Raw genomic sequence first — 15,194 nt, 5'->3', positions numbered from 1 at the left:
TTGCGGAGCCGGATATCTTCCGGTCAGCCGGAATTGTCGCGGACCGCCGCCACCGGTGCGGACGGCTCAGCGCAGGGAGCGGAAGAACGCGCGCACGTCGGCGACGAACGGGATGGGTTGTTCCAGGGCCAGGAAGTGTCCGCCGCGCTCGAATTCGGTCCAGTGCACGATGTTGTGATCGCGTTCGGCGAAGCGACGGATGGCGACGTCCTGGGTGAGAGAGACTGCCACGCCGGTGGGCACGGTGCCGGGATCGCGCGGTGCCCAGGCCGATGGGTCGTGGTGGGACTCGTAGTAGTTGTGGGCCGAGGAGGCGCCGGTCTGCGTGAACCAGTAGATGCTGACGTCGGTGAGGATGGCGTCGCGGTCGACGGCGTCTTCGGGCAGGTCGGCGGCGCTGTCGGTCCATTCCTTGAACTTCTCGACGATCCAGGCGAGCTGGCCGGCAGGGGAGTCGTTCAGGCCGTGTCCCAGGGTCTGCGGGCGGGTGCCTTGGAGCTTGTCGTAGCCGCTCTGTTCCTGCTGCCAGTGCTCCAGGCGTGCCAGTCGCTCCAGTTCGGACTCGGTCAGGCCGTCCATCTCACCCTCGGCCCCGATCGGGAAGGTGACCAGGGCATTGACGTGCACGCCGAACACGTGCTCGGCATCCTGGCGGGCCATGGCCGGGGCCACGAAGGCGCCGACGTCGCCGCCCTGCACGCCGTAGCGGGAGTAGCCGAGCCGGTGCATCAGCTCGGCGAAAGCGTCGGCGATGCGGCCCTGCGTCCAACCCGTATCGCGCAGGGGAGCGGAGAAGCCGAACCCGGGCAGAGAGGGGATCACCAGGTGGAAGGCGTCGGCAGGGTTGCCGCCGTAGGAGCGCGGGTCGGTCAGCGGGCCGATGACGTCCAAGAACTCGGCGAACGAGCCGGGCCAGCCGTGGATGAGCATCAGCGGGGTCGCCTCGGCCTCGGGTGAGCGAATGTGCGCGAAGTGGATGCTCTGCCCGTCGATGTCGGTGGTGAACTGGGGCAGCTCGTTCAGCCTGGCCTCGTGCTTGCGCCAGTCGTAGCCGTCGGCCCAGTAGGAGGCGAGCTGGCGCAGGTAGCCGGTCGGGACGCCGCGGCTCCATCCTGGACCGCCGATCTCGCTGCTCCAGCGGGTACGGGCGAGCCGCTCGCGTAGGTCATCCAGCTCGTCCTGCGGGATTTCTATGTGGAACGGGTTGATCATCGGGCTATCCCTTCCAGAAACGGAATACTTGTGCGAAGAAGATGGCGGTCCGTTTGTTTGTGGTTCACCGCCCGCCCCAGAGGGCGGACTGACCTTCTGGGCTGCGAGGCGTCGGTCGTTCCGCGCATCGTACGGTTCAATAGGCAGAAATTTCGATCGCCGGCCTGGCGATAAAGTCGGCGAAAATACAACGCATGCCGTCCTACTGCGCGCACTTCCACGATGAGTCTCATCGCAGAACCCTTCCCATGCGGGCGACACCTGATGACCCGAAAGCGAAGAGTGGCTGATTCTTTGGAAGCCGGGAGCATTCGGGGATGTTTGCTTGTTTATGCTGAGAATGGAGATTATGAGGATTCCACGACGTGGGCTATCCATATAGCGCAGCGCGAAGTGCGCTCTCGGGATGGCGTGCTAAGGGAGATCTCACCCCCTCTGCGCCCAGCTCAAGTGGGACACATGGGACTAAAGTGCCTTAACTGACATGAGTAGGGCGAGAACCCCACTTCCCCGGCCGATTCGGCTCGATCGAGGACGGCCGGGCCTTATGCCAGAGCTTCCCCACCTGGTACCTACCACCAGCGCTACCACTCCGGGATCGGCTACCACTACCTGGTCGACCTGCACTACGGGCGCGTCGCCGCCATCGGCAACCGGCGCGCCCTCGTTCTGGCCGCCGCCCCGGCACCCCGAACGCTTCGCCAGCGGAGGCACCCCCACCCCACTCGCCCGGCCCGGTCCCGCCTGGATCAACAAACCCAAAACCGAAACACACAACGAGCACACCGCAGAGAAGCCGACACAGAATCAACCCAGCTCAACTGCCTTGATCACATTGACAGGCATCCCATGGCGAAAACTGTCAAGGGGGCGACTTGGGCGGTCCGATGTGGCCAAGCAGAATCCCGGCTCGCCGGGGCACCGGCGCGCGACCGTGGACGGACGCGAGGTGACGTCGTCGTACAACATCGTCGGACCGGTTCGGCGCATCCAGATGGACTAGAGCGTCGACCCTTACGTCCTGATCGTCCAGATCCCCCAGGACGCCGTCGAACGGGTCCTGGCCGAGTGCCTCGGCGACGCGCCCCCGGCCGCCGAGGTTCGAGCCGCTCGTCGACCGCGACGGCCCTGTCGGGTGCCGGTGATCAGGTCAGCGTCCGCGCCCTCCAGCGGGGGTTCGGTGAACACTTGCAGACCACGCCGCCGGCCCATCTGCGCCGGCGACGGCTCGAACGGGCGCATGAGGACCTGCTGGATCTGGCCGCCTCGGGTCGCCCCGGCACCTTCATCGACGTCGCGCTGCGCTGGGGTTCACGCACATGGGCCGGTTCTTGAACCTGTACCGCGCGGCGTACGGCCGGTCTCCCCGGCCACGCTCAAGGGCGCACGTTGACCAAGGTAGGGATATCCGATTTGCGTGGCAAGCTCCGCACTTTACGGATAGATCTCGAATGATGATCGGGTCAGACTTCCAATGATTCGTGCATCACCTGCGTGGAGGTCGCGTGACAACGGTCCAGCCGCTTACCCTGGAGGACGATCTTCCCCTGGACCTGGCCATCCGGTGGGATGACCCGCCTGCCATGCTCGGCGCTGTCGCCGCGCTGCGGGACGCGTTCGACACGGGCCGCGTGCTGAACTGGCGCGCCGAGGCGATGCCGCGGACCGTCGTCCCGCTCCTGTGGCACCTCCCGCCTCCCGAGAACGCGGCACCGGACTTCGCGGAATGGCGCTCGGTCTTCCGGCCGGGGCTGTGCTACTACCGGCGCGGGCCCGGGTTCGTCCAGGTCAAGGACGTGCGGGACCCGGAGGAGGCGGGGAGGTTCACCATCGACGAGCCGCACGTCCTGAGGGCGTTCCTCCGGTGCCTCCGGCCGACCGCGCTCACCGACCTGGACGCCCTCGAACGCGACGCGGCTGAGGCGTTGCTCGACGAACGGCTCCTGCTGCGCGCCGCCGACCAGGTGGTCGTCCTCCCCTACCGCATGCGGCGCTGGCCGGTGCCCGCGATGGGGCTGTGAGGGGCGAGCCGATGAGCACCAACGACGAGACCCAGAACGTGGCCGAGGCGCGAGCCCGGGCCGAACTAGTCAAGATGATCTTCGGGTTCCGCTTCTCCCAAGTGGTCCACACCGCGGTCCGGCTCAGGATCGCCGACCACCTCGCGGATGGCGAGAAGACGGTCGCGCGGCTCGCCCAGGCGACCGGGACGCACCCGCCGACCCTGCACCGGCTGCTGCGCGCACTCGCGGCCTTGGACATCGTCATCGAGACGACTGCCGGTTCGTACCGGCTCGGCGCGCTCGGACGGCCCCTGCGCTTCGAGGCGGAGAACTCGGTGACGGCCCTGACGCTGATGGCCGGGGACGACATGGCGTGGCGAGCCTGGGGGGAGCTCACGCACAGCGTCCGTACAGGTGAGCCCGCCTTCGACCACCTCGCCGGAATGAACAACTTCGCGTACATGGCCGACCGTCCGGAGGTGGCGGTGGCCTACTACGAGGCCGTGCGGCGGGACACCGCCGGCCTCGCTCCGGCGCTGGCCGCCCACGTGGACTTCTCGCGGTTCAAGAAGGTCGTGGACGTGGGCGGCGGTGCGGGCGCGCTGCTCGCCGAGATCCTGCGCCGCGAGACCGGCGTGCGCGGCGTGCTGTTCGACACCCCCGCCGGTCTCGCGTCCGCGCCGCGCGTCCTGGCCGAGGCGGGCGTCGCGGAGCGATGCGAGATCGTCGCGGGAGACTTCATGGAGAAGGTCCCCGAGGGCGGCGACGCCTATGTGCTCAAGTATGTCCTGCTCGACTGGGACGACGACAGTGCCCGGACGATCCTCGCCAACTGCCGCCGCGCCATGCCCGAGCACGCGGTCCTCATCGTCGTCGAGCTCATGCTGCCCGATCGCCCGGACTCCTGGACGGCCGTGGGAGACCTCGACCTGCTGGTGACCACGGGCGGAAGGGAGCGTACCGAAGCGGAGTTCGAGGCGCTCCTGCGGTCGGCGGGTCTCGAACCCGCTTCGGTGCGGGAGCTGCCGGACGAGGGCCATTTCACGGTGATCGAGGCGAAGGAGGTGAGAACATGACCGCCACCACTCTGAAGAAGACCCGCATCCGGCCGTCCACGTACTGCCGTTCAGTGCGTATCACCATGGGTCAGGCCCGGAAGGAGTCGGCCCCCGCGGGTGAGACCGTTCCGGAACGGCGGGCGCGCGGTATCGGCTGAACGACAAGGTGACGGCGAGAAGGCCGCCGAGGCGCGGACCGGCCTTCTCGCCCCCCGACCGGTCTCCCCGGTTGTCCGGCGCGCCACCGGACCACCTTCGCGTCGAACGGAGCGGAAAGATCATGCGGCTGACACTCGCGGCGATGCCCTGGCAGGCGATCAACCGGCCCTCGCTGCCCCTTGGGCTGCTCCACGGCCTGGTCGCACGGGACTGCCCGGACGTCGAGGTCACCGAATACCACGGTGGCGTGCGCTGGGCGGAGCACCTGTTCGCGGCCGACGCGACGCCGCCGTCGGACTACACCGAGATCGCCGACACCGGGGTCTTCCACGGACTGGGAGACCTGATCTTCGCCGGATGCCTGTACGACGACCTGGGCCGGGGCGCGGACGCGCTGGAGCGCGTTTCTGCGACATACGGCTTCGACGCCGCGGGCATCCGGCGGATGCGCGAGCTCTCCGCCGGGTTCGTCGACAAGGCGGCGGCCGAGATCCTGGCGTCCGGCCCTGACGTGGTCGGGTTCTCCACTACCTTCATGCAGAACGCGGCCAGCCTCGCGCTCGCCCGCCGGATCAAGGGTCTGCGGCCCGAGGTGACCGTCGTGTTCGGTGGCGCCAACTGCGAGGGGCCGATGGGCGCCGCCCTGCACCGCAACCACCGGTTCGTCGACCTGGTCGTCCGCGGTGAGGCGGAACAGGTGTTCCCGGCGCTGCTCTCCCGGCTGAGCGAGGACGCCCTGCGCGGAGACTTCGCCGACATCCCCGGCGTCTGCTGGTGGGACGGCGACCGCTCCGTGGCCAACGACCAGCCGGCGCACAGCGTGTCTCCCGGCCTGATCCCCATCCCGGACTACACCGCCTGGCAGGACGCGTTCGAACGCTCGCCGCTGCGCGAGTACCTCACGCCGGAACTGGTCGTCGAGAGCTCGCGCGGCTGCTGGTGGGGCGAGAAGCACCACTGCACGTTCTGCGGCCTCAACGGATCGCTCATGCGGTTCCGCAGCAAGTCCGCCGACCAGTTCTGGACGGAGCTGAGCACCCTGGTGGAACGCCACCAGATCCTCGACGTGATCACCGTCGACAACATCCTGGACATGGGCTACCTGAAGACCCTGCTCCCCCGCATGGCCGAGGCCGACTGGGACCTGCGAGTCTTCTACGAGATCAAGTCCAACCTGCGCGGCGACCAGATCGCGGCGCTCGCCGACGCGGGGATCGTCCTGCTCCAGCCCGGGATCGAGAGCCTGAGCGGCAGGGTGCTCGGCCTCATGGACAAGGGGGTGGACGGCGTGACCAACGTCCGGCTCCTCCGCGACTGCGAGGACAACCACGTCACCTGTGAGTGGAACTACCTGTATGGCTTCCCCGGGGAGCGGAACGAGGACTACCTCGACGTGATCCACCAGATCCCGGCACTGGTCCACCTGCAGCCGCCCTCGTACTCCCAGCGCATCATCCTCGAACGCTACAGCCCCTACTTCGAACGTCCCGAGCTGGGCTTCGCCCGCCGCGAGCCCGCCGCCTTCTACCGCGACATCTACGACCTCCCCGAGAGCGAACTCGCCGACCTCGTCTACTTCTTCGACTGCGACAACGCCGGCATCGGCGAGGACGTCGTGGCGGACCTCAAGGCCGCGTTCTTCCGGTGGCGGCGCGGCTACCTGCACTCCTCGCTGGTCGCCGAGGACGACGGCACCGATATCCTGATCACCGACCGCCGCGCGGGATGGCCGAGGGCCCGGCACCGGTTGACCGGCTGGCGGGCCGACGCCTACCGGGGGCTGCGCCGACGCCGCACGGTCAACGGGCTGTGCTCCCACCTGGGGGAGCTGGGCCGTGACGTCGGCGCCGCCGCCGTCGAGGCGTGGCTGCGCGACGCCCTCCGGGACGGCCTCGTGTTCGTCGACGACACCGCCTGGGTCGCGCTCGCGACAGCCCAGGTCCCGCAAAAGGTGATCACGGACGAGGCCGCCGCGGCCCGCTAGTACTCCAGTGCCACTTTGCGATCTTTAGGCGTAGGGGTCACATGGCGACGGCCACCGCGTGATCATTCGGAGCTTGTGAAGACAGGTTTCGGGGGCGTCGCCGTTCGGCACGCTGGGATCAGGTATGGCCAGAGCGGTACCTCGACAACGACCCGCCACTCGTTGGGACCTCATCTACCCGGGACGGTGCCCGGTAGCAACGGCCACGAGTCGCGTGGCGTCTGATCTTCAAAGCCGATCGGACGGTCAGCCCGGCCATGGCTCGCCAGGGTCGCGGGGTCGACGTCCTCGGCCTGCGTCGTGCAGCCGGTAGATGCCTTGCTCGCGCAGCGACCTGACGGGTCGACCCGCTGGATCGGGCGTGCGGCCCTGGCCGGGATGAGGGCCGGAGGCGGGGGAGCGGTAGGCGCCGGCCGCCGTTGCAGTCGCGACGCCGGCACGAGCCGTGCGGCGGTCGGCGGGATCAGCGTCGCCGGCACCACGACCGGATGCGGTGCGAGCGCCGACGCGTTCACCGGTGCGGACAGAGAGCGAGGGGATCGTACGCGCGCGCATAGCAATTCCTCTGTCAGGTGACGATGCCTGCATGGGATCAAGGACCGAACGGCTGATGAATTCTTCGGCGACGCGCATCCGGCTCGGGCGGCCGGCCGGTGGGGGTTGATCTCGGCGGGAGCCGCGCCTAGCCTTCGGCCGTGGAAGCCCCGACACTGTTCGCGATCAGTGACCTGCACGTCGCCTACAAGGAGAACCGTGAGATCGTCGAGAGGATCAAGCCCGCGCACGACGGCGACTGGCTGATCGTCGCCGGTGACGTCGGGGAGCTCTTCGCCGACGTGGAATGGGCGCTGGGCCTGCTCGCCGACCGGTTCGCCAAGGTGATCTGGGCACCGGGCAACCACGAGCTGTGGACGCCGCGGGAGGACCCGGTCCAGCTGCGCGGCGAGGCCCGCTACCGCCGCCTGGTGGAGGTCTGCCGGGAGCTCGGCGTCGTCACCCCGGAGGACGCGTATCCGGTGTGGGACGGACCGGGCGGCCCGGTCGCGGTCGTGCCGCTGTTCCTGCTGTACGACTACTCCTTCCGGATGCCGGGCCTGACCACCAAGGAGGCGTCGCTGGCGTACGCCTACGAGACGGGCGTCGTGTGCACCGACGAGATCCTGCTCCATCCCGACCCGTACCCCAGCCGGGAGGCCTGGTGCTGGGCCCGCCTGGCGGAGACCGAGCAGCGGCTGGCCGGCATCGACGACAGCCTGAGGACCGTGCTGGTCAATCACTTTCCCTTGGTACGCGAGCCCACCCGGATCCTGCGCTACCCGGAGTTCGCCCAGTGGTGCGGCACCGACCGGACCGCCGACTGGCACCTGCGTTACCGGGCCGAGGTCGCCGTCTACGGGCACCTGCACATACCCAGGACCACCTGGCACGACGGCGTCCGTTTCGAGGAGGTGTCGGTCGGCTATCCGCGCGAGTGGCGTCGGCGGAGCACGCCACCGGGGGTACTCCGCCGGGTGTTCGACTGATTCCGCACCCTTGTCTCCGCAGCCGTGCATTTGCATTGACGGCGGGCCGTGGGACAAACTCGTGAATGAGGCGACCGCAAGCCCGCTTTTTCGTACTCATTGATATTCAGGGTCGAAGGGCCGCCGTGGTGAGGCGCGTCTGCCTCCAAGGTCGCGGGCGCGGCCCAAAGCCGTGCCTGTGCTGTGTCTGACCTGGTCGTTTTCGCATGCTCCCGGCCATGGACGGCGTGCCACCGCCACCGTCCGCACCCTCGCCGAGCGGTGTTCAACTGCTTAGAGCCCACAGTTGAACACAATCTTCCGCACGCCTGTCTGACTGAGCGTTTCCGCAGTTGAACAAGGGTGCAGGGCCGGTTGCGTGCCTTCCGCCCGCCCAGTTAGCATCCTGCCGAACGTAATTCGCGGATTTCCTCTCGGAAAGCTTTTTCGGATATCTGTTCAATGGCGTCGAGCCACGCCGACCGCTCCCGCGGGGTCATGGGAAAGCTCATGTCGAGCGATCAGGGAATGGCGACTGAATGTCTAACGAGGAAAAACTCCGCGATTACCTCAAGCTGGTGACCGCCAATCTCCAGCAGACGCGCCGCCGCCTGCGCGAGGTGGAGGAGCAGAGTCAGGAACCGATCGCGATCATCGGCATGGGCTGCCGGTTCCCCGGCGGCGTACAGGACCCGGAACACCTGTGGGAGTTGCTGACGGCCGGCACGGACGCGGTCTCCGGGCTGCCGAGCACGCGCGGCTGGGACCTGGACGCCCTGTACGACCCGGACCCGGCCCATCCCGGGACGTCGAACGTTCGCTCGGGCGGATTCGTTCACGAAGCGGGGGAGTTCGATCCCGGGTTCTTCGGGATCAGCCCGCGCGAGGCGCTGGCCATGGACCCGCAGCAGCGACTCCTGCTGGAGACCTCCTGGGAGGCTCTGGAGCGGGCCGGCATCGACCCTGGATCGCTGCGGGGCTCGTCGACCGGGGTGTTCGCCGGCGCCAGTTTCTCCGGTTACGGCAGCGCGCTCCAGGACGGCGACGGCAGCCTGGAGAGCCACCTCCTCACCGGCACCGCCAACAGCGTCATCTCCGGCCGGGTGGCCTTCAGCTTCGGTCTCGAGGGCCCGGCCGTCTCGGTGGACACGGCCTGCTCGTCCTCGCTCGTCGCCCTGCACCTCGCGGTCAAGGCCCTGCGCTCCGGCGAATGCGGCCTGGCGCTGGCCGGGGCTGTGACCGTGTTGGCCAGTCCTACCTGGTTCGTCTGGGGCAGCCGGCAGCTGGGGCTCGCCCCCGACGGGCGGTGCAAGCCGTTCTCGGCCACCGCCGACGGCATGGGGCTGGCCGAGGGCGCCGGCATGCTGGTGCTCGAACGGCTCTCGGACGCCCGCCGGCACGGGCACGAGGTTCTCGCCGTGATCCGGGGCAGCGCGGTGAACCAGGACGGCGCCTCCAACGGACTGACGGCCCCCAACGGGCCCTCCCAGCAGCGGGTGATCCAGGCGGCGCTGGCCGGCGCCGGGCTGTCCCCGGACGACATCGACGCGGTCGAGGCACACGGCACCGGCACGGAGCTGGGCGACCCGATCGAGGCGCAGGCGCTGCTGGCCGCGTACGGGCAGAACAGGGACCCCGAGCGGCCGCTGTGGACGGGATCGGTGAAGTCCAACATCGGCCACACCCAGGCCGCGGCCGGGGTGGCCGGACTGATCAAGATGGTGCTGGCCCTGCGGCACGGTGTCCTGCCGCGCACCCTGCACGTCGATGAACCGACCCCGCACGTGGACTGGTCCGGCGGGGTACGGCTGCTGACCGAGGCGGTCGACTGGCCCGCCGGTGACCGGCCGCGCCGGGCCGGGGTGTCGTCGTTCGGGATGAGCGGCACCAACGCGCACGTCATCCTGGAGGAGGACCCGTCCGAGTCCGGCTGGCCGCCCGGGGACGCAGGCCCGGCGGAGGACGCCGGCGGGGCGGCTGCGGTGGCCGAGGACGTCCCGGCCGTGGCCATGCGGGTGCTGACGGGGGCTCCGTCCGCCTGGCTGGTGTCGAGCCGGTCCGCCGCCGGGCTGCCGGTGCAGGCCGGAAGGCTGGCCGCGTTCCTCGCGAGCCGACCGGGCTCGGACCCGGCTGACGACGCTGACCTCGCCGATGCCCGCAGGATCACTGACATCGGCTGGTCGCTGGCGACGACCCGGTCGACGTTCGAGCATCGCGCCGTGATCCTCGGTGCGGACCTCGGCCAGCTGACGTCCGGGCTGTCGGCCGTGGCCGCAGGGGACTCGGCTCCGGGGGTGCTGTCGGGGGTGGTTCCGCCCGGTGGCAGCAGCCGGGTGGGTTTCCTGTTCGCCGGGCAGGGGGCGCAGCGGGCCGGGATGGGCCGGGAGCTGTACGCCGCGTCCCCGGTCTTCGCCTCGGTGTTCGACCAGGCGTGCGCCCTGCTGGAGGCCGAGCTCGGCCTGCCGATCCGGGACGTCGTACTCGGCCGGGACCCTCATGACGGCGACACCGGCCCCACACCCGAGGACGATCCGCGCGCGGATCAGACCGTCTTCGCCCAGGCCGGGCTGTTCGCGGTGGAGGCGGGGCTGGTGGCCATGCTGGCGGCGGCCGGGATCGTGCCGGACGCGGTGGCCGGTCATTCGGTGGGTGAGATCGCGGCGGCTCATGCCGCAGGGGTGCTGAGCCTGGCCGACGCCTGCCGGCTGGTGGCGGCGCGGGGCCGGCTGATGCAGGCGCTGCCCGAGGGTGGGGCGATGGCCGCCATCGAGGCGACCGAGGCCGAGCTGGTCGCGGCCATGGGGGACGACGTCGACGGCGTCGACGGCGTCGAGCTGGCCGCCGTGAACGGTCTCTCGTCGGTGGTCGTCTCCGGTGCCGCCGAGGCGGTCGACGAGCTGATCGAGGTCTGGCGGGCACGAGGCCGGCGAGTGCGCCGGTTGCGGGTCAGCCACGCGTTCCACTCGGCCCGGATGGACCCGGTGCTGCCCGAGCTGGCCGCGGTGGCCGCCGGGCTGGAGCACCACGCCCCGATGGTGACGTGGGCGGGCGCCCTGACCGGTGAGCCGATCACCACCGCGGATCCGGGCTACTGGACGGAGCAGGCCCGCCGGCCCGTACGGTTCGCCGACGCCGTCACCACCCTGGCCGACCAGGGCGTCTCGGTGTTCATCGAGATCGGCCCGGACACGACCCTGTCCGCGCTCGGCCTGGCCGCGCTGGCGGGCTTCACCGCCGACGGTGCGGAATCGCGGCCCGGAGCCGTCCTCATCCCGCTGCTGCGGCCCACGACGCCCGTCCCCGAATCTGTTCTGACCGCGTTCGCGCGTGCGCACGTCCATGGTGTCGAGGTGGACTGGGCCGCCGTGCTCCCCGCCGGACGGCGGGTGGCGTTGCCGACGTACGCCTTCGCGCACCAGCAGTTCTGGGCCCGGTCCGGGCCGTCCGGCGGCGCGACCGGTGACGGCGCGACCACGGAGGCGGAGCGACGCTTCTGGGCGGCGGTCGAGGCGGGCGACCTGGCCACGCTGGCCGGCACACTCGCGGTGGACGGGAGCCGTCCGTTCGGCGAGGTGCTGCCCGCGCTGTGGTCCTGGCGGCAGCGCGAGCGTCATGAGGCGCTGACCGCGAACTGGCGGTACCGGGTCTCCTGGGAGCCGGTCACCGACCCGGGGCCGGCCCGTCTGTCCGGAACCTGGCTCGTGGTGGGCGATGCGGCGGACGGCGGCCTGAGCGCCGACTACCTGTCGATCCTGCGCGACCGGGGCGCCGAGCCCATCCTCGTCGGGATCGCCCCCGACCAGCTCGACCGGGAGGCCCTGGCCGGCCGGCTGGCCGACTCGCTCACCGAGTGCCGGGCCGCCGGGGCCGCGCCGGTGGCCGGGGTACTGTCGCTGCTCGCGTTGGACGAGACGCCACGGCCGGAGTTCCCGGTGGTTCCCGCCGGGCTGGCCGGGACACTGGGGCTGGTCCAGGCGCTCGGCGACGTCGGCATCCAGGCTCCGCTCTGGGTCCTCACCCGCGAGGCGATGACCACCCGCCCCGACGAGGTACCGGCCAGACCGGTGCAGGCGCACGTCTGGGGACTGGGCCGGGTCGTCGCCCTTGAGCACCCCGACCGCTGGGGCGGCCTGATCGACCTGCCCGCCACCCTGGACGAGCCGGCCGCCGCTCGGCTGGCCGCCGTGCTGGCCGGCTGCGGCGAGGACCAGGTCGCGATCCGCGGCGCCGGCATCCTCGGCCGCCGCCTGATCCGGGCCGCGCCCGCCCACCACGACGTCGAACGCCCGACGAATCGGGCCGCGCCCGCCCATGACGGCGTCGGACGTTGGACGACTCGGGGCACGACGCTGATCACCGGTGATGCCGGCACGATCGGCGATACGACGGCCCGCTGGCTGGCGGAGTGCGGCTCGCGGAGCCTGGTCCTGGCCGGCCGGTCCGGTCCGGCCGCGCCGGGCGCGGCGAGCCTGGCGGCGGTGCTGGCCGAGGCCGGCGCCACGGTCAGCGTTCTCGTCGCCGACGTCGCCCGGCGGGACGAGACGGCCGGGCTGCTCGACAGGATCGGCCGGAGCGGGACGCCGCTGACCGCGGTGTTCCACACCACGGGCGTGGAACAGGCCACCGCCGTGGCCGACACGACCATCGCCGACCTGGCCGACGTCCTCGGCGAGAAGGCCGCCGGAGCGAGGTGGCTGGACGAGCTCACCCGGCCCCTGAACCTGGACGCGTTCGTCCTGTTCTCCTCGATCTCCGCCACCTGGGGCAGCGGCCGGCAGCCGGGCTCCGCGGCGGCGAACGCCTTCCTGGACGCGCTCGCGGAAAGCCGCCGCGGTCAAGGGCTGGCGGCGACGTCGGTCGCCTGGGGCCCGTGGGCGGGCCAGGGCCTGGCGAACGGTGACGACGGCGAGCAGATGCGGCGACGTGGGCTGAGGCTGGTGGACCCGGCCCAGGGGATCCGCGCGCTGGGGCAGGCCCTCGACCACACGGACCCGTCGGTGACGGTCGCCGACGTGGACTGGGCCCGCTTCGCGGCGACCTTCACGCTGCGGCGGCCGAGCCCGTTGATCGCGAGCATGCCCGAGGTCTCGCGCTCGGCGGCCGACGCCGACCCCGGTTCCGCCGCCCCGAACTCCGGGACGGCGCTGGGCCGGCAACTGACCGGCCTGCCCGAGGATGAGCAGACCCGCATCCTGCTCGACCTGATCCGGGCCCGGATCGCCACCGTCCTCGGCCATGCGTCGATCGAGAACGTCCAGGCGGACTGGGCCTTCAGCGACCTCGGCTTCGACTCCCTGACCGCCGTCGAACTCCGTGACCGGCTCAACGCCGCGACCGGCCTGCGACTGCCCGCCACGCTGGTGTTCGACCACCCCACCCCGGTGGCTGCCGCGAAGTTTCTCCGATCCCAGCTGACAGGGGACGCGGAGAACGCCGGCCGCGCCGCCGCCGGCTTCCTCCGGTCGGCGGCCCCCGACGAGCCGATCGCCATCGTCGGCATCGGCTGCCGCTTCCCCGGCGGCGTCGACACCCCCGAAGGGCTCTGGGAGCTGCTGGCCGCCGGCGCGGACGTGATCGGCGACTTCCCGCGCGACCGCGGCTGGAACACCGAGGACCTGTTCGATCCCGACCCGGACCAGGAGGGCACCACCCACATCCAGTCCGGCGGATTCCTGCACGCGGCCGGTGACTTCGACCCCGGCTTCTTCGGGATCAGCCCCCGCGAGGCGCTGACCATGGACCCCCAGCAGAGACTGCTGCTGGAGACCTCGTGGGAGGCGCTGGAGCGAGCCTCCATCGATCCCTTCTCGCTGCGCGGCAGCCGCACCGGGGTGTTCGCCGGCGGCACCTTCTCCCGCTACGGCGCCGACCAGCCCGAAGGCGCGCTCGACGGCGGCCTGGTGACGGGCACCGCGACCAGCGTGCTGTCCGGCCGCGTGTCCTACACCCTCGGCCTGGAGGGGCCCGCTCTCACGGTCGACACGGCCTGCTCATCCGGCCTGGTCGCGCTGCACCTGGCCGCTCAGGCGCTGCGTTCCGGCGAATGCACGCTCGCCTTGGCCGGAGCCGCGTTCGTGACGGCCAGCCCGGTCATGTTCACCGACTTCAGCAGGCAGCTGGGACTGGCTCCGGACGGCCGGTGCAAGGCGTTCGCCGCCGATGCCGACGGCATGGGCGTCGCCGAGGGCGCGGGCATGCTCGTCATGGAACGCCTGTCCGACGCCCGCCGGAACGGGCACCGGGTGCTGGCGCTGGTGACCGGCAGCGCGGTGAACCAGGACGGCGCCTCCAACGGCCTCACCGCGCCGAACGGCCCGTCCCAGCAGCGGGTGATCCGGGACGCCCTGGCCAGTGCGGGGCTGAGCGCCGCCGACGTCGACGCGGTCGAGGCGCACGGCACCGGAACGCCGCTGGGCGACCCGATCGAGGCACAGGCGCTGCTGGCGACGTACGGACAGGACCGGCCGGAAGGACGGCCGTTGCGGCTGGGGTCGGTGAAGTCGAACATCGGGCACGCCCAGCAGGCGGCCGGCGCGGCCGGACTGATCAAGATGGTGCTGGCCCTGCGGCACGGGCTGCTGCCGCGCACGCTGCACGCGCAGGAACGGTCCCCGCACGTGGACTGGTCCGCGGGCGACGTAAGGCTGCTCACCGAGGCGCGCCCGTGGTCGCCGGGCGAGCGGCCGCGCCGGGCCGGCGTCTCCGCGTTCGGGATCAGCGGTACGAACGCGCACGTCATCCTCCAGGAGGCCCCGGCCGAGGCCCTGGCAGGTGAGCCCAGCGCCAACGCCCCCGAACCGTCCGGCGAACCCGGCATCAGCGCCGGGCCGGTCGGCGCATCCGGGGGTGAGCCGGTTCCGGCCGTGCTGTCGGCCGCGTCACCGGTCTGGTTGTTGTCGGCCCGGTCGGAAGCCGGGCTGGCCGCCCAGGCGCAGCGGCTGGCGTCGTTCGTGACGGCGGATCCGGAGCTGGATCCGGCCGACGTGGGGTGGTCTCTGGCTGTGTCGCGTTCGATGCTCGAACACCGGGCCGCCGTGGTCGGAGCGGATCGGGACGAGCTCATGGCGACGCTGTCGGCCCTTGCCGGCGAAGGCGAGGCCGCTGGACTGTCCGCCGGGTCTGGTGCGGTCGGGCTCGGGGCCGCCGGGGCCGGTGCCGTGGGGCTCGCGTCCAGCGGCGGCGTCGGGAAGATCGCTTTTGTCTTCCCTGGTCAGGGTGCGCAGTGGGTGGGGATGGGGCGGGAGATGCTGGTGGCGTCTCCGGTGTTCGCGGCTCG

The 15,194-nt window shown here is 71.0% G+C and carries 8 protein-coding genes; 7 read left to right on the top strand and 1 reads right to left on the bottom strand.

From position 1 onward, the window contains the following. Positions 1 to 66: 66 nt before the first annotated feature. Positions 67 to 1,212, bottom strand: coding sequence for an epoxide hydrolase family protein (locus tag ACTMTF_RS27435; protein WP_441113255.1), 1,146 nt, complete (start codon positions 1,210 to 1,212; stop codon positions 67 to 69). 1,188 nt (positions 1,213 to 2,400) lie between these two features. Between ACTMTF_RS27435 and ACTMTF_RS27430 the strand changes: the two genes are divergently transcribed. The 7 genes from ACTMTF_RS27430 to ACTMTF_RS27400 all read left to right on the top strand — a co-directional run. Continuing rightward, entirely contained in the window at positions 2,401 to 2,547 is a 147-nt protein-coding gene (locus ACTMTF_RS27430) for a hypothetical protein (protein WP_441113254.1), read from the top strand. A 170-nt stretch (positions 2,548 to 2,717) separates the two neighbouring features. Then, positions 2,718 to 3,233, top strand: coding sequence for a DUF5825 family protein (locus ACTMTF_RS27425; RefSeq protein WP_441113253.1), 516 nt, complete (start codon positions 2,718 to 2,720; stop codon positions 3,231 to 3,233). Between the two features lie 11 nt (positions 3,234 to 3,244). Then, entirely contained in the window at positions 3,245 to 4,291 is a 1,047-nt protein-coding gene (locus ACTMTF_RS27420; protein WP_441113252.1) for a methyltransferase, read from the top strand. Beyond that, complete coding sequence (locus ACTMTF_RS27415) at positions 4,288 to 4,431, top strand: hypothetical protein (protein WP_441113251.1); 144 nt, start codon at positions 4,288 to 4,290, stop codon at positions 4,429 to 4,431. The genes ACTMTF_RS27420 and ACTMTF_RS27415 overlap by 4 nt, the downstream gene beginning before the upstream one ends. A 122-nt stretch (positions 4,432 to 4,553) precedes the next feature. Further along, a complete protein-coding gene (locus ACTMTF_RS27410) occupies positions 4,554 to 6,416 on the top strand; it encodes a RiPP maturation radical SAM C-methyltransferase (RefSeq protein ID WP_441113250.1) in 1,863 nt (620 codons plus the stop codon). Between the two features lie 695 nt (positions 6,417 to 7,111). Next, positions 7,112 to 7,939 (top strand): metallophosphoesterase family protein, encoded by an 828-nt coding sequence (locus tag ACTMTF_RS27405; protein ID WP_441113249.1) that lies wholly within the window; start codon positions 7,112 to 7,114, stop codon positions 7,937 to 7,939. Positions 7,940 to 8,457: 518 nt separating this feature from the next. Then, a partial coding sequence (locus ACTMTF_RS27400) for a type I polyketide synthase (RefSeq protein WP_441113248.1) occupies positions 8,458 to 15,194 on the top strand: 6,737 nt, incomplete at its 3' end.

The organism is Nonomuraea sp. ZG12, from assembly GCF_052068115.1.
Classification (GTDB): Bacteria; Actinomycetota; Actinomycetes; order Streptosporangiales; family Streptosporangiaceae; genus Nonomuraea.
The sequence above is the reverse complement of the archived record's forward strand: the minus strand, read 5'-3'. Positions and strand labels throughout refer to the sequence as shown.

Excerpts from the sequence above, each read along its gene's own strand:
- ACTMTF_RS27435 (WP_441113255.1), bottom strand. The coding sequence starts at position 1,212 with ATGATCAACCCGTTCCACATAGAAATCCCGCAGGACGAGCTGGATGAC.
- ACTMTF_RS27420 (WP_441113252.1), top strand. The coding sequence starts at position 3,245 with ATGAGCACCAACGACGAGACCCAGAACGTGGCCGAGGCGCGAGCCCGG.
- ACTMTF_RS27415 (WP_441113251.1), top strand. The coding sequence starts at position 4,288 with ATGACCGCCACCACTCTGAAGAAGACCCGCATCCGGCCGTCCACGTAC.
- ACTMTF_RS27410 (WP_441113250.1), top strand. The coding sequence starts at position 4,554 with ATGCGGCTGACACTCGCGGCGATGCCCTGGCAGGCGATCAACCGGCCC.